We start from the raw sequence: 24,092 nt of genomic DNA on the forward strand, positions 1-24,092 counted from the left end.
ACGGGCGCGGCTTATGTCGCGCCCGTTTTCGTTCAATACCCGTCTACGACATGAGAATCGAAGAATGGCCGCTGAGCCGCTGAAGACACTGTTCCATCCCTTCGAGGCCGAGGGGCTCCCTCTGCCGCAAAAGGGCGAGCGTGTGTTGTTCCTGGGTGCGGAGCCCGGCTTCCGCTTGCCGGAAGGCTTCGAGGCAGAGCTCCATCTTGCACAGGGTTTCCGGCCGCATCTCCGAGCGCTGGAGCGTGCCGGTCACAAGGTAACGCCCCGCTCGGAAGGCGATGCATTCGATGCAGCGCTCGTGCTTGCCGGCCGCCATCGTGGGCTAAACGAGATGCGTATTGCCGAGGCGATCGAACGCGTCACGCCGGGCGGTCTGATCATTGTCGCCGGCGGTAAGGACGAAGGCATCGCCAGCCTGCGCAAGCGCATCGACGAGCTTGTCCCCATCGAAGGGCATCTGCCGAAATATCACGGCATCGCCTTCTGGCTTCGCCGTCCGGTCGATCTGGCGCCTGCGGAAAAACTGCGCGTCGCCAATCCTGCCTTGGTCGTAGAGGACCGCTTCCGCACTGCGCCGGGCATGTTCTCCTTCGACCGGATCGACGCCGGCTCGAAACTTCTGGTCGACAACCTGCCCAAAGACCTGCGCGGCAACATTGCTGATTTCTGCGCCGGCTGGGGTTATGTCGCCGCCGAGGTCGCGGCACGTTCATCCGGTATAACGGGGCTCGACCTTTACGAAGCGGATTTCGACGCGCTTGAGGCGGCCAAGGGCAATATCGGCCAGACAGGCTTCGAGCCCGGCTTCTTTTGGACCGATCTGCTGAGCGAGCCGGTCGAGCGGCGCTATGATGCCATCGTCATGAACCCGCCCTTCCATCGCAGCCGGGCGGCCGAGCCGGAAATCGGCGCCGGCATGATCCAGGCGGCGGGCAAGGCGCTGAAGCCGGGCGGGCGGCTGTTCATGGTGGCGAACCGTCAGCTGCCTTACGAACCGGTTCTGAAGGCCGTCTTCTCCAGCCATGCCGAGCTCGCCCGCGACGGCATGTTCAAGGTTTTCTCCGCGCGCCGATAGGACGGTGCCGGTCGCCTCAATGCATGCTGACGATGCGCGCCGGCTCGTGGACGGGAATGGTCGGTCTGATATCGCCAGGCTTGATCTTGAGCGGCGCCGGCCTGCCGAACAGATAGCCCTGCACCATCTCGCAACCAGCTGCTCGCAAAAGCGTCGCCTGGTTCTCGGTCTCGACGCCTTCGGCGATGATGCCGACGCCGAGCGCCCGCGACAGGCCGACGATGGTAGAGACGACGGCGCCCGAATTCGAATCGGTGTCGATGCGGCTGACGAAGGAGCGGTCGATCTTCAGCTTGCCGAAGGCGAAGTCGATCAGGTAGCTGAGATTGGAATAGCCGGTGCCGAAATCGTCGACGGCCACCGAAATGCCCATGTCGGCAAGCTGCTGCAGGATGGTGGCGGCGCGGTCGCGGTCCTGCATCATCGCCGTCTCGGTCACTTCGAGCTCCAGCCGCGACGGCTTGATGCCGGTGCTGGCCATCGTATCGCGCACGATGCCGACGAAATCCTTGGTCATGAACTGGACCGGCGAGATGTTGACGGCAACGAAGCAGTCCTCGGGCAAATGACGGGCATCGCTGCAGGCCTTGTTCAGCACCCAATTGCCGATCGGGTGGATCATGCCGGTCTCTTCGGCGATCGGAATGAATTCCATCGGCGGGATCATGCCGCGTTCCGGGTGCTTCCAGCGGATCAGCGCCTCGTAGCCGACGATACGGCCGGTCGGCAGGTCGAGCTGCGGCTGGTAGTGAAGGTCGAAATCGCCACGGACGAAGGCGATGTGCAGTTCGGATTCGATCCAGTGGCGGTAGTCGGCGACCTGGCCCATGTCGGAATGGAAGACCGACCAGTTGCCCACGCCGCCGGCGCGGGCATTCTGCAGCGCCAGGTTGGAGCGGCGCAGGATGAGGACCGGATCGACGCCATCCTTTGGCATCGCCACGATGCCGACCGACAGGCCGACCGACTGCAGGTGGGAATCGAGCTGGTACGGCTTCAGCATCTCCTCGATCATGGTTTCGACGGTGCTTTCCATGGACCTTTGGAGTTGGTGTTCCCAGACAAGGATAGCGAACTCGCCGGCGCCGATGCGCCCCATCACCGCGCCTTCGGGCATGCAGGCCTTCAACCGCTTGGTGAAGCCGCGGATCAGTTCGTCGCCATGGCTGTAGCCGATGGCGTCGTTGATCTGCTTGAAGCGGTCGATGTCGATGTCGATGAGGAACACCGGCTCACCGGTCCTGATCGTCGCGGACGCCGCGTCGGCAATCCTGCCGACCATCGCCGGCCGCGCAAAAAGCCCGGTCAGCTTGTCAAAATGGGTTTCGTTGAAAACGTAGTCCACCGATTCATCGACGCCGGCGAAGAAGGACAAGGCAGCACCGGCGGCGGCCAGCGCGCATAGCGCCGACGCGATGCCGATCATGGTTTCCGCCTGCATGCCGGCAAAGCCGTCCCCGAAACCATGCCGGAGGCCCCAAAGCCCAAGGATGAAACTGCCAAGGCCCGAACTGGCGACGGTGAGCAGCCGGAACACAGGTGTTCGCTTCGGGTTGCTGACAGCAGGCATTGCTCAGTCCCTGTCGCATGATCCCGAAATCAACTCGACTTTCGGAAATATCAAGCAAATTCATAAAGGCTAAAGCATCCTTTGCGCCCAGCAAGAACGCGCAGAGCCCAAGCCCATAAGACTTCTAGCGGATATCTCCTTAAAATGAGTTTCCGCCGATGCATCTAATTTTACTGGTGAGTTAATCGCGTACGCTGTCGGTCTGCTTCAACTCATCCAGGGTTGGCATCGACACGATGTGATAGCCGGAATCCACATAATGGATTTCGCCGGTGACGCCTGACGAGAGGTCGGACAAAAGATAGAGCGCCGAGCCGCCGACCTCGTCGATGGTCACCGTGCGGCGCAGCGGCGAGTTGCGCTGCTGGTAGGAGTACATGTGGCGGGCGTCCGAGATTCCGGCGCCGGCCAAAGTACGCACCGGTCCCGCCGATATGCCGTTCACCCGGATGCCGCGCGGGCCATAATCGTTGGCGAGATAGCGCACGCTGGCTTCCAGCCCGGCCTTGGCGACGCCCATGACGTTGTAGTTCGGCATGACGCGGACAGAGCCGGCATAGGTCAGCGTGATCATCGCGCCGCCTTCGCTCATCAGCGGGGCGGCATGGCGGGCGACCTCGGTGAAGGAGTAGCAGGAGATGACCATGGTGCGGACGAAATTGTCGCGGCTGGTGTCGGCGTAGAGCCCTTTGAGCTCGTTCTTGTCGGAAAAGCCGATGGCGTGGACGACGAAGTCGAGCCCGCCCCATTCCTTGCCGAGCGTCTCGAAGGTGGCGGCGACCGATGCGCTGTCCTCGACGTCACAGGGCACCACCAGAGACGCGCCAAGCTTCTCGGCAAGCGGCTTGACGCGGCGCCCGAATGCGTCGCCCTGATAGGTGAAGGCAAGCTCCGCTCCGTGTTCGGACAATTTCCTGGCGATGCCCCAGGCGATCGAATGATCGTTGGCGACGCCCATGACAAGCCCGCGCTTGCCCTTCATCAGTCCGTCCATGGCCGGCAATCCCCCTACAAAAAAACGCTGGCCTTATGCGGAATAGCGCTGGAAAATCAGCGTTGCGTTGGTGCCACCGAAGCCGAACGAGTTGGACAAAACCGTGTCGATCCTGGCGTCGTCGATGCGCTTGCGCACGATCGGCATGCCCTCGAATTCGGGATCGAGGTTTTCGATATGGGCGCTCTCGCCGATGAAGCCGCCTTGCATCATCAGGATCGAGTAGATCGATTCCTGTACGCCGGCGGCACCAAGGGAATGGCCGGTCAGCGACTTGGTCGAGGTGATGAACGGCATCTTGTCGCCGAACACCTCTCGGATGGCGCCCATTTCCCGGGAATCGCCGACCGGCGTCGAGGTGCCGTGGGTGTTGATGTAGTCGACCGGCGCGGACACCGTCGCTAGAGCCTGGCGCATGCAGCGCACCGCGCCTTCGCCCGACGGCGCCACCATGTCGTAACCGTCCGACGTCGCGCCATAGCCGACGATCTCAGCGTAGATCTTGGCGCCGCGCGCCTTGGCGTGTTCGAGCTCCTCCAGGATGAGGACGCCCGCGCCGCCCGCGATGACGAAGCCATCGCGATTGGCGTCATACGCGCGGGAAGCTGTTGACGCCTTGTCGTTATACTTCGACGACATCGCCCCCATGGCATCGAACAGGTCCGACATCGTCCAGTCGAGGTCCTCATGGCCGCCGGCAAACATCACATCCTGCTTGCCCCACTGGATCAGTTCGTAGGCGTTGCCGATGCAATGCGCCGAGGTCGAGCAGGCCGACGAGATCGAATAGTTGACGCCGTGGATCTTGAACCAGGTGGCGAGCGTCGCCGACGCGGTCGACGACATCGCCTTCGGCACCGCGAACGGACCGATGCGCTTGGGGCTGTTGTTCTTGAGCGTGGTCTCGGCAGCCTCGACGATGGTGCGGGTCGAGGGGCCACCCGAGCCCATGACAATGCCGGTGCGCTCATTGGTGATGTCGCTTTCGCCAAGCCCGGCGTCGGCGATCGCCTGGTCCATCGCGACATGGTTCCAGGCCGCGCCCTGGCTCAGGAAGCGCATGGCGCGCCGGTCGATCATAGGGGTCGGGTCGAGCGTCGGCGCGCCCCAGACCTGGCAGCGGAACCCGTGTTCGGCGAAGGAATCGGAGAAGCTGATGCCTGATTTGGCATCGTGGAGCGAGGATTGCACCTCGTTGGCGTTGTTGCCGATCGACGATACGATGCCGAGGCCTGTGACGACGACCCTTCTCATTCGCAACTCCTTCCAGCGGATGATCCCGAAACCCTAGTCGGTTTTCGCCGGCGATCATACGCAAAACCAAAATGCCGCAGCGTCGTTGCGCGTCCGGGAACGCCCTGCTGCAGTGGCGCCGGTCAGGCGGCCGATTGCTTGGACAGCCCCACTTTGAGGTCTGTCGCCGCGTATATGGGTTCGCCGTCGGCTTTAAGCCAGCCATCGGCGATGCCGAGAACCAGGCGTCCGCGCATGACGCGCTTGAAATCGATGCCGTATTCCACTTTCTTGACCGAAGGCGTCACCATCCCCTTGAACTTCACTTCGCCGGTCGACAGCGCCATTCCCTTGCCCGGCTCGCCGAGCCAGCCGAGGTAGAAACCCGTCAATTGCCACATGGCGTCGAGGCCCAGGCACCCCGGCATGATCGGATTGCCGATGAAATGGCAGGCGAAAAACCACAGGTCCGGCTTGATGTCGAATTCGGCGCGGATGAAGCCCTTGTCGTGGGCGCCGCCGGTCTCGCTGATCTCGGTGATGCGGTCGAACATCAGCATCGGCGGATAGGGCAGCTGGGCGTTGCCGGGCCCAAACAGCTCGCCGCGGGCGCAGGCAAGCAATTCCTCATAACCGTAGCTGGATTTCGAACCCGCCATATGTCTCGTCCCCATAATGTCCCGGGCGGTGGGGCGCCCTTGTCGTTGGTTTCCTAACACAATCCCTTTCGGTCCGGAAACCGGCGTTTGCGCTTAACCCGCCCGTCTGCCCGGGTCAATGCGCGCTCTCGCATCGGCCCGAAATCGATCTCGATTCCGGAAAGCACGATGCGACGCCAAAAAGCGATAGAGCGCACTTAGTGCGTCCAACTGGACGCACGTCGCTCTATTGATCGTATTCCGCCAACAGAATATATGTCGGGAGGTATCCAGTTTCGGTTGATGACGTTTTTTCGCCACTCTGGGCGTGTCTTGAGGCAGAACTGTGGGCTTGGACGGATAGATGGATCTGGGCGGCCGGAAGGAAAATGTCGCTGTGGACAAGCGGGTTCGCGAAGCCGGCCTTAGGCCGACACGCCAACGCATTGCGCTGGCCGATCTGCTGTTTGCCAAGGGCGACCGCCACCTTTCGGCCGAGGAACTGCATGAAGAGGCGGTCGCCGCCGGCGTGCCGGTCTCGCTCGCCACCGTCTACAACGCGCTTCACCAGTTCACCCAGGCCGGCCTGCTGCGCATCCTGGCGGTCGAGGGGTCCAAGACCTATTTCGACACCAACACCTCCGATCACCATCATTTTTACATCGAAGGCGAAAACAGGATCTTCGATATAGAAAGCGGTCCGGTGACCGTCTCCAACCTGCCGGAGCCACCCGCAGGCATGGAGATCGCCAATGTCGACATCGTGGTGAGGCTGCGCCCGAAACGCAGCGTTTAAGCCCCAACCCGTGAAACCTGTCGATTTTGCAATCCGGCTCGAGTGGGTTGCGGTCGCGGTCGTGGCTATAGTCGCCTATGCCGCGTCAGGCGTTTCCTGGTGGCTGTTCGCCCTGCTTATCCTGGCGCCAGACCTGTCGATGCTGGGCTATCTCGCCGGGGCACGGATCGGCGCTGTCGCTTACAATGCCTTGCACATATTGATCGTCCCGCTGTTGCTGGCGCTCGCCGGATATGTTCTGGCCAATTCGACGGCGACCGCGATTGGTCTGATCTGGATCATCCACATCGCCGTCGACCGCGCGCTCGGCTACGGTCTCAAACTGTCGACCGGTTTTCAGGACACCCATCTCGGCCGTATCGGCCGTTAGGCCTCCAGCAATCTCAATTCTTGACGTGCTCGCCGGGATAGGCGCCCCACACCTGCGACTGGGCGATCCAGCCGGTGTGGCCGTCGAAGGTCATTTCGCACCACTGGCCATCGCAGGTTTTGATCGTGCCCGTAACGCCCGGCTCGATGATGGCGATGACGCTGGCGTCCTTATCGGCATCGTCGAGCAGATTGATTCGGCCACCTTTGGTGCGTTGCCAAGGGGCGACGATCGCGGTCCGGCGGCCGGACAGCAGCGACTGGTTGATCCAACCCTCCGAGCCATCGGCATCGCGCACCCGCCGCCAGGTATCGAATTCCTGGATGATTTCCATCGGCAGGCCGGCCTTTGTGTACATCCAGTCGACGGAATAGTTGGCGCCGGGGCCAACGCGCGAGTTGACGCGAGCCGATTTCAGGCTGACGAAACGCGGCAGCGGCAGGCCGCTCGGCCCGAGCGTGACCGTCTGCACAGGTGCGGCGGCACCTTGCGCCGCGGCTTGCGGGGAATGCAGGAGAGCGCCGAGAAGCGCTGCGCTGAGGATCAGGCGAAGCGACGCGAAACCAGACACTTTCATTCCTTTCGGCGCGTGCCCTTTGGTCCGGGCGCCCCTTTTTCTTTGTCTTCGGCGGCACCGCTTGTTACAGGAGTGGCAGGCACCGCGACCGGTATTCAGTTTCGCCTGTCTTGGTTAAAGAGGTCTCAACGAGATCGGGTTCGAGGAAACAATGGCAGGCAAAAAACGGCCTCTCGTCGTCATCACGCGCAAGCTGCCCGATCCGGTCGAGACCCGCATGCGCGAACTCTTCGACGCCAGGCTGAATGTCGAGGACCGCCCGATGACGCAGCCGGAGCTGGTCGCGGCGATCAAGGAAGCCGATGTGCTGGTGCCGACCATCACCGACCAGATCGATGCGGCGCTGATTGCCCAGGCCGGCGACAATCTCAAGCTGATCGCCAATTTCGGAAATGGCGTCGACAAGATCGATGTGGCGGCGGCGGCCAGGAAAGGCATTACCGTCACCAACACGCCGAACGTGCTGACCGAGGATACGGCCGACATGACCATGGCGCTGATGCTGGCCGGCCCGCGGCGGCTGGCCGAAGGCGCCAATGTGCTCACCAGCGACAAGAAATGGGCCGGTTGGTCGCCGACCTGGATGCTCGGCCGGCGCATCTGGGGCAAGCGCCTCGGCATTGTCGGCATGGGCCGCATCGGCACCGCTGTTGCCAGGCGCGCCAAGGCTTTCGGCCTGTCGATCCACTACCATAACCGCCATCGCGTGCTGCCGGCGGTCGAGGAAGGGCTTGAGGCGACCTACTGGGAAAGCCTCGACCAGATGCTTGCCCGCATGGACATCATCTCGGTCAATTGCCCGTCGACGCCGGCGACCTTTCATCTGCTTTCGGCGCGGCGCCTGGCTCTGCTTCAGCCCACCGCCTATGTGGTCAACACCGCGCGTGGCGACATCATCGACGAGGAAGCGCTGGTCAAGCTGATCCAGGACGGCAAGATCGCCGGCGCCGGCCTCGACGTCTACGAGCACGAACCGGCGCTGAACTCGAAACTGCTGAAGCTTGCCGCGAAGAACAAGGTCGTGCTTTTGCCGCATATGGGTTCGGCGACGATCGAGGGCCGCATCGACATGGGCGAGAAGGTGATCATCAACATCCGCGCCTTCTTCGACGGCCACCGGCCGCCGGACCGCGTGCTGCCGCTACGGACTTGAAGCGGGCCGCGTTCAGGATGCGGTTGTGAGGGCGCCATCCGCCGCGACACTCACACGCTTGCCGCGATAGGCCTCAAAATCGTCGCGCTCGAGCCTGAGCGCTACCGGCGTCGGCCAGCCCATTTCCCTGGCCACGATCAAGCCAAGCAGCAGGATCGCGTCCGGCTCGTGCAGCACGAGTGCCGTCGGCGCATGGCCATTGTGGACGAGTTCCATCAGCACGGCTGACGCTGAGGACGAGCCGATCGTGCCGGGCAGGAACAGCACACGCCCGGAAATGGTCTCGCCATGATGCGGGTGACGGACATCGGCGATGCGGCCGCTCTTCGGATCGACGCCACCCCAGAAGCTGATTGGCGCGGTCAGCACCAAGGCCAGTCCTTCGCCTCCGCTGCCCGGCACCAGTATGTCGGCTGCAGCATTCATGCGGCGATGTCCGTAAACCTGGGCTTACCGGCAACCGCGCTTTCCACGCAGTCGGCCAGCGAGCCGTAAAGCACGGCGTAACCGGTATTGCCCGGCGCGTAGTGCGCGAATTTTCCCGAATTGGTCATCAGCACGCCGCCGGCCAGATCCGGCAGGATCGGCGTCACCACCACGCAGGTGTCGGCGACGATGATGACGCCGCTGGCTTCGAGCATCTTGCGCTTGCCGTTCTGCTCCAGCCTGGTGAGCACGTGGCGGCCGGTGCAGGCGTAAATCGGCACGCTGAGCCGCCGCCCGCCAATCAGCCGCTCAAGTGCATCGAATTCGGCCAAAGACAGATGCGGACTGCCGATCGCCACGGCATCGATGGCGGTCTGCGTGGCTGCGGTGGACAGGCCGGCGCGGGCCTTCATGGCCATCTCCGGCGTTACGCGGATCATCGTTTCCGGCCTGCCGCCCACCAGGATGGTCTCGGCGTCGGGCGCCTCGGGCGTCACGCCGGCAATGTGGAACAGGCCGACGGCGCCCGACGATGCCGCAGCCGCGCCGAAGGCCTTCAGCGCATCCTCGCCGGGATGGCTGAATATGCCGGTGACGACGCCGATCGCATTGCCGACCTCACGGCCGTAGAGGTTGCCCAGCACCGGCCAGGCGATCTCGGAGCCAAGGAACGAGGCGGATAGGCCGGACACATCGAACAACAGCCGTGCCTGCCGGTTCTCGGGGCGATGCAGGCCGTAATCCGGCGCGCGGCCCGATATGGCGCAGGCGATGTCGAGGAAGTCGCCATAGCGGTTGGTGCGTGCCCCCAGAACCGAATTGCAGAACACCACCGCGTTGGATTCACCCCAGGCGACATCGCTGCCAAGCGCCGGCCTGTGGCCGGCCTGATAGGGCGCGCAGGTCCAGCTCTGCTCGCAGCCCAGTTTGCGGTAGGCCTCCATCATTCGTCGCGCCATGCCGCGCGCCGGCTCTTCGAGGCGCACGCGCGAGCAGCCCATCAGGTCGAGCGCGCCGACATTGAGCGTCGAGCGCACCGCGACCCTGGCGCCGCTATCGACCAGCCTTTCGGCAAACAGCGTGCCGGAATCGCCGTGATAGAGCGCGCCGTCTATATGCGTCGAGGCGATCGGGATAAGTCGCGGCGCGCCGAGCAGCGCAGCGCTTTCGGCAACGATGCGCATCGCCATCGCCGCCCCGTCATGGCCGGAGGCGACTGTCTGCTCCTGTGAGCTGAGTGCAAGGCTCACGCCAACTCCTTGCGCAAGGTGATCGAGGTCGGCCGGTCATAGCCGTCATGCGCGGTGCGTTCAGTCTCGCGAAAGCCGAGACCGGCAAAGGTTGCATGATTTACGGTCAGTTCGATTCGCGTCTGCAGTTCGATGGCCGGTTTGTTCCGGCTGCGGGCGAGAAATTCGACAGCCTGCATCAGCCGCCTGCCGATGCCTTGCCCTTGAAGCTCAGGTTCGACGGCGAGCTTGCCGATGTAGAAATCATCGGCTCTCTCCAGCGCGAAAACGCAGCCGGCGATCCTGTCATCCTGCAGGGCCAGCAACACGGTCTCTCGGCCAGCCTTGTCCCTGAGGTTTCCGGCGTTCAGCAGATGTGCCGAGGAGGGCGGGTCGATGACGCCGTCCATCGGTGCAAAGGCGCGCATGATCAGGCTGAGCAGTTCGTCCCAGCGCTCGAAATCGGAGGCAAGCTGCGTAACAAGGACGCTGGTGGACCGATCCATAAGCTCAGTTTCTCTTGTAACGGATCGTGTCGAAGCGCGCCGACAGTGCATCGTAGAGCAGCAGCCGGCCGACCAGTGGTTCGCCGATACCGGTGATCAGCTTGATGGCTTCCATTGCCTGCAAGGTGCCGATGACGCCGGTCAGCGCACCGACGACCCCGGCCACCGCGCAGGACGGCACCAGTCCTTCCGGCGGCGCTTCAGGAAAGAGGTCGCGATATCCAGGGTTCGGTCTGCCGTCGGCGCCGGTCCCGAACGGCATCAACACCGTCACCGAGCCGTCGAAGCGGCCGACGGCGGCATGCACGAGCGGCCGCTTTTCCGCCGCGCAGGCATCCGCCACCACATAGCGCGTCTCGAAATTGTCGGAGCCGTCGACGACCACGTCGTAGCGCGCGACGAGAACGGCAGCATTGTCGGCCGTCAGCCTGAAATCGTGCAATTCCACCGCGACATGGGGATTGATCCGGGCGATCGCTGCTTTGGCGCTCTCGGTCTTCGCCGCGCCGACAGTATCGGTGGCGTGGATCACTTGCCGCTGCAGATTGGACAGCGAGACAATGTCGTCATCAACGATGCCAAGTGTGCCGACGCCCGCGGCAGCGAGATATTCCAGCACCGGTGCGCCGAGGCCGCCGGCGCCGATCACCAGCACCCGTGCGCGCTTCAGCCGCTGCTGGCCGGCGCCGCCGATCTCGGGCAGCACGATGTGGCGGGCATAGCGTTCGAGTTCTTCGTCGGTGAGGGCGGCAGGGGTCATTGCCCGACCATATAGCGGAGCAAAAACCTTGTCAGGTCTCTTCGGTTGGCCCAACCGTGCCGTGGTCGACGGTGAGGAACTGCGCGCGTCCCCTCAGGCTGGAAAACAGCGCGGCGTCGGTTCCGGTCATGAAGGCCTGGCAGTTCAGCTCCTCCAGGATCGAGAACAGCGCGGCGCGCCGGCCGGCATCGAGATGCGCGGCAATCTCGTCGAGCAACAGGATCGGCGTCATCGCCGACATCTCGCCGGTCAGCCTTGCGTGCGACAACACGATGCCGACCAGCAGCGCCTTCTGCTCTCCGGTCGAGCAGAGTTCGGCCGGCATCGCCTTGGGGCGGTGGCGCACCAGTAGATCCGAACGGTGCGGGCCGTCGAGCGTGCGTCCGGCGGCGCGGTCGCGCTCGCGGCCGTCGGCAAGGGCGTCGCGATAGCGTTGCTCGACATCCACAGCGGGTGCTGAGGCGACATGGCTTTCAAGGTCGCCGAAGAGGCTGATGTCGGCTTGCGGAAACGGCCCGCTGGACGGCAACCTGTCGATCATGGCGGCCAGCAGGCGCACCAGCTCGGCGCGCGCCGCGGCAATCGCCACGCCGGTTTCGACCATTTGCATCTCGATGGCGTCGAACCATGCGCCGTCTCGCGAACCTTCCGTAAGCAATCGGTTACGTCCGCGCATCGCCTTCTCATAGTCGAGCGCGCGCTGGCCGTGGCCGGGATCGATCGCAAGCACCAGCCTGTCGAGAAAGCGCCGCCGGTCCGCGGCAGGCCCCGGGAACAGGCCGTCCATGGCCGGCGTCAGCCAGACCACGCGCAGCCATTCCAGCATGGCGTCGGCCGACCGTGCCGGCGCGCCATTGATGCGCACCTTGCGACCGCCCTCGCCGGCCGCTTCACCCCCGGTGATGCCGGTGCCGATCTCGACCTGCCCCTCCGGCCCGTCGAGCCTTGCGTGCAGCGCAAAGCCGCCATCGCCGCCTTCGCGGGCCACGTCGACATAGGGCGCCCGGCGCAGGCCGCGGCCAGGCGTCAGCAGCGAGATGGCTTCCAGGAGATTGGTCTTGCCGGCGCCATTGTCGCCGGAAAACACCACCGCGCCGGGTGAAAAGCCGATCGACAACGCCGCATAATTGCGGAAATTCGTAAGTGTGAGCTTACTTATGTGATTTTGTTCCGGCAACCGCTATCCGCCTATAGAAGTCGCCGCAATCACTATGCTGCAGTGTGCCGCAGTGCGGCTACACCCGCATCGGCATCAGCACGTAGAGCGCGGTCTCATCGGCCATGTCGTGGATCAGCGTCGGCGAGCCGGCATCGGCCAGCATGAACTTGGCTTCCGTGCCGGTGAGTTGAGCAGCGACGTCGAGCAGATATTTGGCGTTGAAGCCAATCTCGATCGGGTCGGACGAATAGTCGGCCGCCAGTTCCTCGGTGGCGCTGCCCGAATCCGGATTGTTGACGGCAAGCGTCACCTGGCCTTCGGTGATCGAAAGCTTCACCGCGCGGCCGCGCTCGGAGGAAATGGTCGAGACGCGATCGACGGCGGCGGCGAAGCTCTGGCGGTCGATGATCAGCTTCTTGTCGTTGCCGGTCGGAATGACGCGCTGGTAGTCCGGGAAAGTGCCGTCGATCAGCTTCGAGGTCAGAACCACGCTGCCGATGGTGAAGCGGATCTTGGTGTCGGACAATTCGGTGGTCACCGCGACATCGGGATCGTCGACCAGCTTCTGCAATTCGCTGACCGTCTTGCGCGGAATGATGATGCCCGGCATGCCTTCGGACCCGGCCGGAGCGTCGATCTCGGCGCGCGCCAGGCGGTGGCCGTCGGTCGCCACCGAACGCAGCTTCAGCTTGCCGCCAGTTTCATGCGTGTGCAGGTAGATGCCGTTGAGATAGTAGCGCGTCTCTTCGGTGGAGATGGCGAACTGGGTCTTTTCGATAAGGCCTCTCAGGGCGACGGAATCGAGCCGGAAGATGTGTGAGAAGGATCCCGCCGAAAGCTCCGGGAAATCGGACTGCGGCAGGCATTGCAGGCGAAAGCTCGAGCGGCCCGACGTTACCGTCATGGCGTTGCCGTCCTCGTCGGTCTTCAGCATCACTTCGGCGCCGTCGGCCAGCTTGCGCACGATGTCGTAGAGCAGGTGCGCCGGAACCGTCGTCGCCCCGCCGCGCTCGACCTTTGCCGGCGTCGCTTCGGTCACTTCGAGGTCGAGGTCGGTGGCTTTCATTTCAAGGCTGGCGCCCTCGGCGCTGAGCAGCACGTTCGACAGGATCGGTATGGTATTGCGCCGCTCGACCACGCGATGAACGTGGTTGAGCGACTTCAGGAGATTGGACCGTTCCAGGATAACACGCATGACGAAACAGGCTCGCTTGAATGAATGGACGGGTCACCAGTGGGCGGCGCCCCGCGAAAGGTCTGAACAGGCTCAGAATCTATGCAAACTGACAGGAAAAAGCCAGCAAACGCAAGTCCGGGCCACCGGTTCGCGCCGGTTAAGCGGGCTTTCTGGGGATAAAGCGGACGTTGGCCGGCAACCGATGCATGTCGCCGGAAACTGCGCAGCGGTTTTGGGACAACGACATGCATCAAAACAAGAAAATTTAAAGCGCGACGACCGTTTGCCGCGCCGATCAGGCTTGGTCGTTGATCAGCCTGCGCAACAGTTCCAGTTCCTGCGCCAGCGTGTTGTCGACGCCGGAAAGGTCCTCGATCTTGCGCACCGCATGCAGCACCGTGGTGTGGTCGCGCCCGCCGAACCGCCGGCCGATCTCCGGCAGCGAGCGCGGCGTCAATACCTTCGACAGGTACATGGCGACCTGCCTGGGCTTCACGATGGTGCGCGTGCGCCGGTTGGACAGCAACTCGGTCTTCGACACATTGTAGTGGCGCGCCACGATGCGCTGGATGTCCTCGATGCGCACCCGCTTCGGCTCGCCAGAGCGATAGATGTGGCCGAGGATTTCGTCGATGCGGTCGATGGTGATCGCCGGCTCGAACGACTGACGAAACAGCAGCTGGTTGAACGCGCCCTCCAACTCACGACCGCTGCCGGTTACCGTGCGGGCGACATGGTTGAGGATCTCCTCCGAAATATTGAGCGATGCATCGTCGACCTTGGCGGTGGCAAGCCGAAGTTTGAGCATGCCGATGCGCATGGCGAAGTCCGGCGCCGACATTTCCAGCGCGACACCGCCATTGAGGCGCGAGCGCACCCGCGGTTCCAGCGATTCCAGTTCCGACGGCGGCCTGTCAGCGGCAACCACCACTTGCTTGGCGCTGTCGAGCAGCATGTTGATGAGATGGCAGAATTCGTGCTGGATCGACTTGCCCTGCAGGAACTGCATGTCGTCGATGATCAAGAGGTCGATGTCGCGCAGCTGTTCCTTCAGCGTCAGCGCATTGTTGTCGCGGATCGCGGTGGCGAAGCGCCACATGAAATATTCGGCCGTCAGATAGACGACGCGCGATTTCGGGTTCTGTTTCAGGGATTCGGCCGCAATCGCCTGCAAAAGGTGCGTCTTGCCGAGCCCGACGGTTGCATGAAGGAACAGCGGGTTGAAGCGCACCGCGCTCGACTGCGATTCCGCCACGGCTTTGGCTGCGGCGAAAGCCACCCGGTTCGACGGGCCTTCGATGAAGGAGCCGAACGTGTAGCGCGGGTCGAGCGGCGACCCCAGCACATTGTGCCGGAATTCGCTCTCGATCGGCGTGCCGGGACGAGGGGCGGGCGCCCGCTCCACCCTGCCGGGGCCGACCGTGCCGGCCGCCAATGCGGTCTGCGTATGCTTGGTCATCTTGCGCGCCGGCACGGCCTCGGGTTCGACGCCATTGCGGGCCGGACGGGTCGCGGTGCGCACGACCATCTCGATCTTGAGGATTTCGGGATCCTCGTGCTTCCACAGATCGGCGATGAGATCGAGATAATGGCCATTGATCCACGAGCGCAGGAAGGCCGTGGGCACCGAGATGCGTACAATGCCCCGGGAAGCCTCAGCCACCTTCATACGGCCGAACCAGCTCGAATAGACCTCGGTTCCCAGGCGCGCCTTCAACTGGGCCTTGACCCGGTCGAACTTCTGTTCCGCGTCGCTGGAAGCCGCCATATCGTGCGCTCCGACCAATGTTCCGGGAAATGGCAGGTCGCCCGTAAGCTCCCGCTCGATGCCGCTCTGCATGATTGTGCGTCCCTTTTCCTTTGTACCTTTTTTCCGCCGGGAGTGCGCCTCCTGCACCCATGTTTCCGGCGACCGTATCTTCGCTACAACACCACCGCCGCCGCCGGCGGATGACGTTGCCTCGTCAGAATGGGATCGGTCCCGGCTGCTTAAGGCCAGTCCGTCTGACATGTTCGGGCAAAGCGGTGCTACCCGGCGAAAACGCCGGTGCGCCATCAAGCTGCCATGTACAATTACGCCAGTCCCCTATCGTATCGAAAAGGCAAGCCATACCCGTTCGCGGAATTGATCCACGTCATGAATTCTGCCACTGTTAGCTGGCCGATTCAGGCTGGGTTAAGGGCTAATGGCCCGTCCCTTTCGATAGACCGACATTACCGAAATCGCTGTGGATAGGGCAAGGCCACCTCTAACGGATTTTTAAGGAATCTGGTTAGTGAACAACGGTTCGGGCTCCGTGCTGGAAGCGCATATTTTGACAAAGCCATTGGGATTCAAACCCTTTTGCCGCGAATATGAAAATGGCTGTGCGGTTTGAAATTTTCTGAAATAATTCGCTTGACACCAACTTGCTGCCTGTCGCCCACAGGCGATGTGAACAAGCTGTGGATCACTTCCAGCAAGCCACTGAAAAATATCAGCAATTTGTGACAGCCAAATTTATTGGCGTGGGCCGTTTCGGCGGATTGGAATATCAGTGGGAGTGTATGTGCCGGCAAAGCATTCCGGACTCTGGAATGCGGCTCGGGCATGCTTTGCGGCCGTTCTTTTTAAGTGCTTGCCGGCAAACGAAAAAACCCGGCGCGATTGGCCGGGTTTGAAAGAACGACAGTTCAGGAACGGTCGATCAGGCCGACAGCACCTTGAGGCGGTGAGCCAGACGCGACACCTTGCGCGATGCCGTATTCTTATGGATCACGCCCTTGGTCGCGGCGCGCATCAATTCCGGCTCTGCGGTCTTGAAGGCTTCCAGCGCGGCTGCCTTGTCGCCGGCAGCCAGTGCCTCTTCGACCTGGCGGACATATGTACGCACGCGCGAGCGGCGGTTCTTGTTGATCGCTGCGCGGCGGGCGATCTTGCGCGTTGCCTTTTTGGCCGAGGAGGTATTGGCCATGATGCCTCTCTTCTGATCTGGTGGGCGCATGCGGGATGCCGCAGGGCGCAAAAAACAAACGGGCAGCCAACGGCCGCCTCGATTGGAGCGGCTTATAGTTCAGCTTTTCCGGCGCGTCAACGCCGCTTTGGCTTCTTTTTGGTCCTCGCCGCCGCCACTCTAGCGATTGGTGAAATTCGGCTTCCGCTTCTCGGCAAAGGCGGCCATCCCTTCCTTCTGGTCGTCGAGCGCAAACAGCGAGTGGAACAGCCGGCGTTCGAAGCGCAGTCCCTCCGCCAGCGTCGTCTCGTAGGCGCGGTTGACTGCCTCCTTGGCCATCATCACCGATGGCAGTGAAAACTCTGATATCCTGGCCGCGGCCTTCATCGCCTCCTCGATCAACTCGCCGGCCGGCACGACGCGCGAGGCCAGGCCGCTGCGCTCGGCTTCGGCGGCATCCATCATCCGACCGGTCAGGCACATGTCCATGGCCTTCGACTTGCCGACAAAGCGGGTCAGCCGTTGCGACCCGCCCATGCCGGGAATGACGCCGAGCGTGATTTCGGGCTGGCCGAATTTCGCCGTGTCGGCGGCAATGATGAAATCGCACATCATCGCCAGTTCGCAGCCGCCGCCCAGTGCATAGCCGGCGACCGCCGCGATCATCGGCTTGCGCGCACGGGTAAACTCTTCCCAGCCGACGAAGAAATCCTGCACATAGGCCTCCGCGTAGGTGACGGCCTGCATTTCCTTGATGTCGGCGCCCGCCGCAAAAGCCTTCTCGGAACCGGTGATGACCATGGCGCCGATGCCGGGATCGGCGTCGAACCCCTTTGCCGCCGTCAGCAAATCCGCCAGCACCTGCGCGTTCAGCGCGTTCAGCGCCTTGGGCCGGTTCAGCGTGATCAGGCCGACCTTGCCGCGCGTCTCGACGATGATGGTTTCATAGCTCATGGGCTGGCCTCCTGGTTGCGGCACTGACGGACCGTCTAGCTTATCGCTGGCAGGTCCGGCAATAAAAGGTCGAGCGGCCGCTTTGCACGATGCGCTCGATGTGGCCGCGACAGCCGGGCGTCGGACAGGGCTCGCCTTCGCGATCGTAGACCGCGAAGGAATGCTGGAAATAGCCCAGCGACCCGTCTGTGTGCACATAGTCGCGCAGCGAAGACCCGCCGGCGGCGATCGCATCGGCGATCACCGAACGGATTGCCCCGGCCAGTCGTTCGCTCTGTTCCTTGGCCTTCTTGCTGGTCCCGGCGATGGTGCCTGCCTCGCGCAATGGCGAAAGGCCGGCGCGCCACAGCGCTTCCGACACATAGATATTGCCGAGCCCGGCAATCAGCTTCTGGTCGAGCAGCGCCGCCTTCAACGGCGATCTGCGGCCCTTCAGCAGAGAGGCGAGCAGGGCGCCTTCCAGCGCATTGCCGGTCGGCTCGACGCCCAGTCCCGCCAGCATCGGATGCGCGTCGGCCAGGCCTTCCGCAAACAGCATGAAGCCGAAGCGACGCGGGTCGTTGAAGACCACGCGAGACTGGACGCCGACAGGCGACACGACATGGAACACCACATGGTCGTGCTTGGCATCCTTCGAGCGCTCTTGATGGAACGTGCCGGGCGTCTCTTTCTCATCGGCGGTCTCGATGCGGAACGAGCCCGACATGCCGAGATGGCAGATCAGCACCGGGCCATCGTCCAGGTGTATGGTGAGATATTTGGCGCGGCGGCCAAGCGCGATGACCGTCTTGCCGGTCAGCCGCTGCGCAAATTTCGCCGGAAACGGAAATCTGAGATCGGGCCGGCGCGCCTCGACGCGTACGATCCGCGCGCTTTCCAGAACCGGCTGCAGGCCGCGCCGGACGGTTTCGACCTCGGGCAGTTCAGGCATGGCCGCCTATCGCCGCATGGAAGGAAGCGCCGTGGCGGCCGCGCGCCAGCTTGAGGTGTTCGGCGACCGTCTCGCCGATATCGGCGAAGGTGGTCCTGAGCCCGATGTCGCCGCCCGTGAGACCCGGTGCGGTGCCGATGACCGGGACGCGTTCGCGCGTGTGGTCGGTGCCTCGCCATGTCGGATCGTTGCCATGGTCGGCGGTGAGGACGAGCAGATCGCCCGGCTTCAGCTTTGCCAGTGCCTCGGGCAGCCGGCGGTCGAAGGCTTCGAGCGCTGCAGCATAGCCGGCGACGTCGCGGCGATGGCCGAAATCGGTGTCGAAGTCGACGAAATTGGCGAACACCAGGTCGCCGTCGCCGGCATCGTCCATCGCACCCAGCGCCTTGTCGAACATTGCCATGTTGCCGGGCGCCTTGCGTACTTCCGAGATACCGCGGTGGGCGAAGATGTCGCCGATCTTGCCGACCGCGATCACCCGGCTGCCGCGCCCGGTCAAGCGGTCGAGCAGCGTCGGCTCAGGCGGCGGCACGGCGTAGTCATGGCGGTTGTAGGTGCGCTCGAAGGTGGCCGATGTTTCGCCCAGGAAAGGCCGTGCGATCACCCGTCCGATCTTCAGCGGATCGACCAGCCGGCGTACCGTCTTGCAGAACTCGTAGAGCCGCTCCAGGCCGAAATGAACTTCGTGCGCTGCTATCTGCAGGACTGAATCGACCGAGGTGTAGCAGATCGGCTGGCCGGTGCGGATATGCTCCTCGCCGAAGCGCTCGATGATCTCGGTGCCGGGCGCATGGCAGTTGCCGAGAATGCCCGGCACCTTGCCCTCGCGGATCATCGCTTCGGTCAGTTCGGCAGGGAAGGCGGGCACCTTATCGGGGAAATAGCCCCAGTCGAACCGCACGGGCAGCCCGGCGATTTCCCAGTGACCCGACGGCGTATCCTTGCCGCTCGAAATCTCCTGCGCGGCGCCGTGGAAAGCGGAGGCTGAAACAGCGGCTTTGCTGTCGAATTGGAAGCCGGTTGCGGTTTCTGCTGCGCGGCCGAGACCGAGCGAAACCATGGTGGGCACCTTCAGCGGTCCCTCGCGCAGGCCCTCGCGATCGGCGCGGGCTTCCGCGCAGGCCAGCGCGATATGTCCGAATGTGTTCGAGCCGGCGTCGCCATAGGGTTCGGCATCGGCGGCGCCGCCAATGCCGAAAGAATCGAGAACGAAGAGGAAAGCGCGTGCCATCGGTGCCGTCATTGCCAGTCTGGTTGACCAGACATAAGGTCCCGTCGCGGCATTGGCAAATCGTAAACCAGGCGGCAACGGCCTGACGCGATGGTCGCGAAGTCGGGCAGGCGCGCTGTACGCATCCTTGAGACATGCGATGCGCTTCAAGGAACGGCGTGCGGGGCATGGATCGATGAGACGGGCTGACCTCGGTTGGAGTGCACTGGCGACCACTGTAGCGCTGCTGGCCTCGCAGCTCGCCGCGCACGCCGACTGGCGCGACCAGATCGGCACGTTTCGGATCGGCATCGTTGCCGAGCCGGGCGCCGGCAACACGGTTCCGGGTCTGGCCATGCTGACTGACGCCTACGGCAGGGCGCTCGGCATGAAGGTGGAATTCGTCGTCGCGCATGACTATGCGGCGCTGATAGAGGCACAGGCCAATGGCCAGATTCAGTACGCGGTCTATTCGGCGACCGCCTACGCCACCGCCTCGGAGCGCTGCGGCTGCGTCGAACCTCTTGTGGCGCCGGTCGATGCCGACGGTGCCACGGGCATCCGCTCCGTGCTTTTGACGCGCGACGGCAGGCTTTCCGATCTCGCGGCCCTGGAAACGCACCGCATCGCCATGGCGCCTTCCGACAATGTCGGCGGTTCGCTTCTACCGCTCGCCGGGCTGGCGGCCGACGGCATCAAGATCAGCCAGGATGCGCCATTCCTCGCTCATGCCGGCTCGGCTGCCGCCGCAGAAGCGATGCTGGTCGATGGCCAGGCCGATGCCTTGTTCGGCTGGGAGCGGGCCACGGCGGAAAACCGGACGGCGATTGCTGGCGATCAGCCGGCTGATCCGGACGGCACGGCGGCGCGACTGGAGGCGGCGGGCATTCCAGAAGCCGCGCTCCAGATCATCTGGACCTCCGGCGTGCTCAGATACGGCCCTCACGCCGTCCGCAGCGATCTCGACCCCGAAGCCAAACGCCGACTGACCGTCTTCCTCACCAATCTCAGATCGCAGTCGCCGGAAGTCTACGATTTCGTGGAATCGAGACATTCGGGAGGGTTCACGCTCGCCGCTGCGAGTGACTATGCGATGGCCGATTCCATCGTGCGCCTGGTGTCGGGCAGCACCGACAGCGGCGCGCAATAAAGCCGGGGTCGGATGGGCCAGAGCTGCTTCAGCAATCGCTGCAGGGGATCGACGTGGTCCGGCGCGGCCTGAGATAGTAGGTTTCGCTCATCGTTATCTTGCCTTCGTTGAAGGCCGAGATAAATCCGAGCGGCTTTTCGGAGCCTTCCGACCAGGAGATGATCGGTTGGTATGCTAGAGTGGTTTTGACACGAATGAGGAAAGTCCCCGCAACATTGAGCGTCGCCGGAACGGTGGTGGAAGTTGTCGGGTTGGAGTCGCGGCCAGTCTTCCCATCCAGCACGCTCCAGGACCACGCCACCTTTGCTTGCGGTATCGGATTGTTCGGGTCGGTTCTGATGTCGATTGCCGTAATGGAGATATTGGCGACCGAGCGGTTGTAAGGCTGAAGGCTGGAGTTGCCGATCTTCATGATGTCGGTGAGATCTGCGTTGACCACCGACGTTTGCTGCGTGACGAGGTCGGCAACCATGGAGCTGATGCGGCTGACCTTCTTGCTGGCCTCGATGGCTTGCGAGGCCTCCATCGTAATGAAATACATGATCAGCAAGACAGGCACGATGAGGGCAAACTCGACGGCCGCTATGCCGCGCCGATCGGAAAAAAACCGCGCCGCTCTCTTCCAGCTAACCGACATCCCCGGATGTGCCCCCGCACGAAACATGCACTTTTCCTTTTGCTTACACGTGCAATTTCAGTTGTCGAATGGCTCGTTTTGCCACGTTGTCGTCGCGTAATGCAGAGTCTTGCCGCCATCCATATTCGACATGTATTGAGCCATGAAATCGGTCATGACCGGCCAAGGGTAAAAGACCCGCAGCATGTTCTTTGATTCTGCCGGACCTATTGTAGGGGTCCCGAAAGCCGGGTCCTTGCCTGTATCCGGATCCTTGCCCGTCAGCGTGATGGTCGAGCCGGAAATCGTGAAACCCGCACTGGCTGCCCCGGCAAAGGTCTTGAACGGGCGCAGATCCACCAGCAAACCGGGGCAACCCTTCGCGACAATGATCTCGAGTCTGGCGCAGACCAAGCCCTTCAGCTTCTCTTCCGTCACATCGGCTTGCCTCAACTGGCCAGTACGCAACTGACGGGCGATATCATCGGTGATGTTGGCCATCACCTCCTGTCCGGCAAATGAAACGCAGCTCTCGAGGATGGCGAAGACGAGAGCCGCAAACGGTAGCGCAAGCATCGCGAATTCTATCGCCGTGCTGCCGCGCCGATCACGAAGGAAACGACGGGCAAACGTCACGCGCCCTGCCTTGGCCTTGCAGATCTTGCGTCTTGAATCCTCGTCCAAAACGTCGCCCATATCCCGTTCCTGCGATCCTGATGCGGTACCGTCAGCACCACTATCAAGAACCCATTTAGCTCCGGTTTGAATGACCGTTAAATTCGACCAGGCGACATTAACCGGCCGCTAACCGACGCGGCTTTCCCGAGACAATCGAGCCAACTGAGGCGCTTACTGCCCAGCGCTCATCTCGGCTTCGGACGACTTTTCCGAGTCGCTCTTGTACGAGCTTTCGCAATAGGGCGTGCAGGACATGGTCTGTACCGAGGCGCGCCTGTAGATACGCACGGACGACGCGTCCTGGCGCACCACGGTCACCTGCTCGTCGACGATCGGGCTGCCATCGTGGTCGAGGACAACCAGATTGGTGACGCCGAACCCCTTGCCAGTCAGTACGATCGTCGATGCATCCTGGACGGAGGCGTCGGCAATCGCCGGATTGCCGACGACTATGGTGTCGGCGGGGCGTGTCAGTTTGACGATCTTGGCCTGATTCATCGTCACTTCGATGCCGGCTCCGGCCTTGGCCGGCAGCACAAAAGCCGGGACGGCGAGAAGCGCGACAAGCAGGAATGACGATTTCATGGCAGTCATCAAGGCGCTCCACAGCGGCAAAACTTGTTCACGGAACATGAAGGAGATTGGTGAACCAACGGTTAAACCCTTGACCGGCGCCGGGTATTCGCTCCAATCTTGCTGCCAGCTGATATAACAATGCGTCCTGCCGATAGCCGTGAAATTACAGCTTTTCACGGGCAGGCGAGCCACTGTCCAGCGTTTAGTTTACGGTTAACCACGCAAGCTGTTCGAAGCGGGAAAGGAATCGGTAAGGCTGTTTATTAAGCCGATTGAAAGAGCTTCTCCGTAGATTGGCAGCATCCGATCAACCACCACAGAAGTTGACGGAAGTGCTGTAACACGTGGAGTAGGAGCTCTCGAATGTCTAATCTCATCGCACGTTTCGCGAAGGACGAATCCGGCGCGACCGCTATCGAATACGGTCTGATCGCCGCTCTCATCGCGCTTGCCATCATTTTTGGCGCTGGTCAGCTCGGCAACGCCCTGAACAACAAGTTCATCGCCATCGCCGGTAAGGTGAGTGGTTCGTAATACCCTGGTTGCCTTAGAGATAGGGGCCGCCTGACTGGCGGCCCTTATTTCATCGCGTCGGGCGGTTTTGAGTAACCCAGTCTCATCGATCGTTAATCATATATGTCTAGGCTGAGGCTGGACACAGTTGGCAACAGGGTGTCGCGCCCATGCTCGAAGCGTTGATCTTCGTCATCTTTCCTTTTTGCATGCTCTTCGCCGCGATCTCCGACATGCTGTCGATGACGATCGCCAACCGCGTACCGGTGCTGCTGCTGGCGGTGTTTGCGCTGGTTGCGCCGCTGACGGCCATGGACTGGGCAACCTATGGCTGGCATTTCGCCGCCGGCGCCCTGGTGCTGGCCGTGACGTTCGGTCTGTTTGCACTCGGCGGCATGGGTGGCGGCGACGCCAAGCTGCTCGCCGGCACCGCCGTCTGGATGGGGTTCAACATTCACCTTGTCGAGTATCTCGTGATATCGACGTTCATCGGCGGACTGCTGACGCTCGCCATCCTTCTCTACCGGAAATCGCCGCTGGCGATTTACACCAGCCACAATGTATTCCTGCGCCATTTCGCCGACGACACGACTGGCGTTCCCTACGGCATTGCACTCGGCATTGGCGGGCTGCTGACCTATCCGGATTCACCCCTGATGGTTTGGGCACTGGCAAAGCTGGCGAACTGAAGCAGCAAGCAACCTTTGCCGCTCCGACATCGGTCTGAAAAGAGGCGGCTGGTCGCCCTTTCTGTCGTCGGAGCAAGGGTCCGTCCAATTTATGTAAACCTTGAATTAATCACGATCGTAAGCATTGCATTAACCTTGTTTTGACGATTGCCGCTGCAAAGTCCGGCCTGGCTAGG

Annotated in this window: 27 protein-coding genes; 8 read left to right on the forward strand and 19 right to left on the reverse strand. The window is 62.6% G+C overall.

Annotation, left to right across the window (positions count from 1 at the left end; genetic code table 11):
* Positions 1-64 precede the first annotated feature (64 nt).
* Positions 65-1,078, forward strand: coding sequence for a class I SAM-dependent methyltransferase (locus NLY37_RS26800; protein ID WP_023715304.1), 1,014 nt, complete (start codon positions 65-67; stop codon positions 1,076-1,078).
* 16 nt (positions 1,079-1,094) lie between these two features.
* On the opposite strand, the gene NLY37_RS26805 is transcribed toward NLY37_RS26800, so the two are convergent.
* From NLY37_RS26805 to fabA, 4 genes are all read right to left on the reverse strand, one after another.
* Positions 1,095-2,648 (reverse strand): putative bifunctional diguanylate cyclase/phosphodiesterase, encoded by a 1,554-nt coding sequence (locus NLY37_RS26805; RefSeq protein ID WP_023669563.1) that lies wholly within the window; start codon positions 2,646-2,648, stop codon positions 1,095-1,097.
* Positions 2,649-2,829: 181 nt separating this feature from the next.
* Positions 2,830-3,642, reverse strand: coding sequence for an enoyl-ACP reductase FabI (gene fabI, locus NLY37_RS26810; RefSeq protein ID WP_023669564.1), 813 nt, complete (start codon positions 3,640-3,642; stop codon positions 2,830-2,832).
* A gap of 33 nt (positions 3,643-3,675) precedes the next feature.
* Positions 3,676-4,896 carry a beta-ketoacyl-ACP synthase I gene (gene fabB / locus NLY37_RS26815; protein WP_023682004.1) on the reverse strand — a complete coding sequence of 407 codons (1,221 nt, stop codon included), beginning with the start codon at positions 4,894-4,896 and terminating at the stop codon, positions 3,676-3,678.
* Positions 4,897-5,018: 122 nt separating this feature from the next.
* Entirely contained in the window at positions 5,019-5,534 is a 516-nt protein-coding gene (gene fabA, locus NLY37_RS26820) for a 3-hydroxyacyl-[acyl-carrier-protein] dehydratase FabA (RefSeq protein ID WP_023669566.1), read from the reverse strand.
* Between the two features lie 343 nt (positions 5,535-5,877).
* On the opposite strand from fabA, the gene irrA reads away from it, so the two are divergent.
* Entirely contained in the window at positions 5,878-6,309 is a 432-nt protein-coding gene (gene irrA, locus NLY37_RS26825; protein ID WP_031193300.1) for an iron response transcriptional regulator IrrA, read from the forward strand.
* Between the two features lie 10 nt (positions 6,310-6,319).
* The gene (locus NLY37_RS26830) at positions 6,320-6,679 is read left to right on the forward strand and encodes a DUF4260 domain-containing protein (protein ID WP_023669568.1); all 360 of its coding nucleotides are present in this window, start codon (positions 6,320-6,322) and stop codon (positions 6,677-6,679) included.
* Between the two features lie 13 nt (positions 6,680-6,692).
* On the opposite strand, the gene NLY37_RS26835 is transcribed toward NLY37_RS26830, so the two are convergent.
* Complete coding sequence (locus NLY37_RS26835; RefSeq protein WP_023669569.1) at positions 6,693-7,250, reverse strand: SH3 domain-containing protein; 558 nt, start codon at positions 7,248-7,250, stop codon at positions 6,693-6,695.
* A gap of 157 nt (positions 7,251-7,407) precedes the next feature.
* On the opposite strand from NLY37_RS26835, the gene NLY37_RS26840 reads away from it, so the two are divergent.
* Positions 7,408-8,409: a 2-hydroxyacid dehydrogenase gene (locus tag NLY37_RS26840; RefSeq protein WP_023669570.1), complete on the forward strand. Its 1,002-nt coding sequence runs from the start codon at positions 7,408-7,410 to the stop codon at positions 8,407-8,409.
* A gap of 12 nt (positions 8,410-8,421) precedes the next feature.
* Here NLY37_RS26840 and NLY37_RS26845 read toward each other — a convergent pair whose 3' ends face one another.
* From NLY37_RS26845 to dnaA, 7 genes are all read right to left on the reverse strand, one after another.
* Entirely contained in the window at positions 8,422-8,835 is a 414-nt protein-coding gene (locus NLY37_RS26845) for an aconitase X swivel domain-containing protein (protein WP_023669571.1), read from the reverse strand.
* Complete coding sequence (locus NLY37_RS26850; RefSeq protein ID WP_023669572.1) at positions 8,832-10,085, reverse strand: aconitase X; 1,254 nt, start codon at positions 10,083-10,085, stop codon at positions 8,832-8,834. The genes NLY37_RS26845 and NLY37_RS26850 overlap by 4 nt, the downstream gene beginning before the upstream one ends.
* Positions 10,082-10,570, reverse strand: coding sequence for a GNAT family N-acetyltransferase (locus NLY37_RS26855; RefSeq protein WP_023669573.1), 489 nt, complete (start codon positions 10,568-10,570; stop codon positions 10,082-10,084). Before NLY37_RS26855 ends, NLY37_RS26850 begins: the two co-directional genes overlap by 4 nt.
* 4 nt (positions 10,571-10,574) lie before the next feature.
* Positions 10,575-11,330 (reverse strand): molybdopterin-synthase adenylyltransferase MoeB, encoded by a 756-nt coding sequence (locus NLY37_RS26860; RefSeq protein ID WP_023740762.1) that lies wholly within the window; start codon positions 11,328-11,330, stop codon positions 10,575-10,577.
* Positions 11,331-11,361: 31 nt separating this feature from the next.
* Positions 11,362-12,507 (reverse strand): DNA replication/repair protein RecF, encoded by a 1,146-nt coding sequence (recF, locus tag NLY37_RS26865; protein ID WP_023669574.1) that lies wholly within the window; start codon positions 12,505-12,507, stop codon positions 11,362-11,364.
* A 58-nt stretch (positions 12,508-12,565) separates the two neighbouring features.
* Complete coding sequence (dnaN, locus tag NLY37_RS26870; RefSeq protein ID WP_023669575.1) at positions 12,566-13,684, reverse strand: DNA polymerase III subunit beta; 1,119 nt, start codon at positions 13,682-13,684, stop codon at positions 12,566-12,568.
* A 277-nt stretch (positions 13,685-13,961) separates the two neighbouring features.
* Positions 13,962-15,506, reverse strand: a complete 1,545-nt coding sequence (dnaA, locus tag NLY37_RS26875; protein ID WP_031195619.1) for a chromosomal replication initiator protein DnaA — start codon at positions 15,504-15,506, stop codon at positions 13,962-13,964.
* A 605-nt stretch (positions 15,507-16,111) separates the two neighbouring features.
* Here dnaA and NLY37_RS26880 point away from each other — a divergent pair.
* On the forward strand, positions 16,112-16,327 hold the full coding sequence (locus NLY37_RS26880; protein WP_156933890.1) for a hypothetical protein: 216 nt from the start codon (positions 16,112-16,114) through the stop codon (positions 16,325-16,327).
* A 26-nt stretch (positions 16,328-16,353) separates the two neighbouring features.
* On the opposite strand, the gene rpsT is transcribed toward NLY37_RS26880, so the two are convergent.
* From rpsT to NLY37_RS26900, 4 genes are all read right to left on the reverse strand, one after another.
* Positions 16,354-16,620, reverse strand: coding sequence for a 30S ribosomal protein S20 (gene rpsT, locus NLY37_RS26885; RefSeq protein ID WP_023681995.1), 267 nt, complete (start codon positions 16,618-16,620; stop codon positions 16,354-16,356).
* 159 nt (positions 16,621-16,779) lie between these two features.
* Positions 16,780-17,553: an enoyl-CoA hydratase gene (locus NLY37_RS26890; protein WP_023681994.1), complete on the reverse strand. Its 774-nt coding sequence runs from the start codon at positions 17,551-17,553 to the stop codon at positions 16,780-16,782.
* A 40-nt stretch (positions 17,554-17,593) separates the two neighbouring features.
* Positions 17,594-18,484: a bifunctional DNA-formamidopyrimidine glycosylase/DNA-(apurinic or apyrimidinic site) lyase gene (gene mutM, locus NLY37_RS26895; protein WP_023726851.1), complete on the reverse strand. Its 891-nt coding sequence runs from the start codon at positions 18,482-18,484 to the stop codon at positions 17,594-17,596.
* Positions 18,477-19,715, reverse strand: coding sequence for a phosphopentomutase (locus NLY37_RS26900; RefSeq protein WP_023726850.1), 1,239 nt, complete (start codon positions 19,713-19,715; stop codon positions 18,477-18,479). Before NLY37_RS26900 ends, mutM begins: the two co-directional genes overlap by 8 nt.
* A 175-nt stretch (positions 19,716-19,890) precedes the next feature.
* On the opposite strand from NLY37_RS26900, the gene NLY37_RS26905 reads away from it, so the two are divergent.
* Positions 19,891-20,844 carry a PhnD/SsuA/transferrin family substrate-binding protein gene (locus NLY37_RS26905; RefSeq protein ID WP_023726849.1) on the forward strand — a complete coding sequence of 318 codons (954 nt, stop codon included), beginning with the start codon at positions 19,891-19,893 and terminating at the stop codon, positions 20,842-20,844.
* A 28-nt stretch (positions 20,845-20,872) separates the two neighbouring features.
* On the opposite strand, the gene NLY37_RS26910 is transcribed toward NLY37_RS26905, so the two are convergent.
* From NLY37_RS26910 to NLY37_RS26920, 3 genes are all read right to left on the reverse strand, one after another.
* Complete coding sequence (locus NLY37_RS26910) at positions 20,873-21,508, reverse strand: TadE/TadG family type IV pilus assembly protein (protein WP_023681990.1); 636 nt, start codon at positions 21,506-21,508, stop codon at positions 20,873-20,875.
* A 30-nt stretch (positions 21,509-21,538) separates the two neighbouring features.
* Positions 21,539-22,156 (reverse strand): TadE/TadG family type IV pilus assembly protein, encoded by a 618-nt coding sequence (locus NLY37_RS26915; protein ID WP_031245903.1) that lies wholly within the window; start codon positions 22,154-22,156, stop codon positions 21,539-21,541.
* A gap of 153 nt (positions 22,157-22,309) precedes the next feature.
* Positions 22,310-22,732 carry a pilus assembly protein N-terminal domain-containing protein gene (locus NLY37_RS26920; protein WP_023681988.1) on the reverse strand — a complete coding sequence of 141 codons (423 nt, stop codon included), beginning with the start codon at positions 22,730-22,732 and terminating at the stop codon, positions 22,310-22,312.
* Positions 22,733-23,077: 345 nt separating this feature from the next.
* Here NLY37_RS26920 and NLY37_RS26925 point away from each other — a divergent pair, with 345 nt between their 5' ends.
* Both NLY37_RS26925 and NLY37_RS26930 read left to right on the forward strand, forming a co-directional pair.
* A complete protein-coding gene (locus NLY37_RS26925; protein ID WP_023681987.1) occupies positions 23,078-23,248 on the forward strand; it encodes a Flp family type IVb pilin in 171 nt (56 codons plus the stop codon).
* Positions 23,249-23,397: 149 nt separating this feature from the next.
* Positions 23,398-23,916 (forward strand): A24 family peptidase, encoded by a 519-nt coding sequence (locus tag NLY37_RS26930; protein WP_023740760.1) that lies wholly within the window; start codon positions 23,398-23,400, stop codon positions 23,914-23,916.
* Positions 23,917-24,092: the final 176 nt, after the last annotated feature.

It is taken from the genome of Mesorhizobium sp. C395A (assembly GCF_030323205.1).
Classification (GTDB): Bacteria; Pseudomonadota; Alphaproteobacteria; order Rhizobiales; family Rhizobiaceae; genus Mesorhizobium.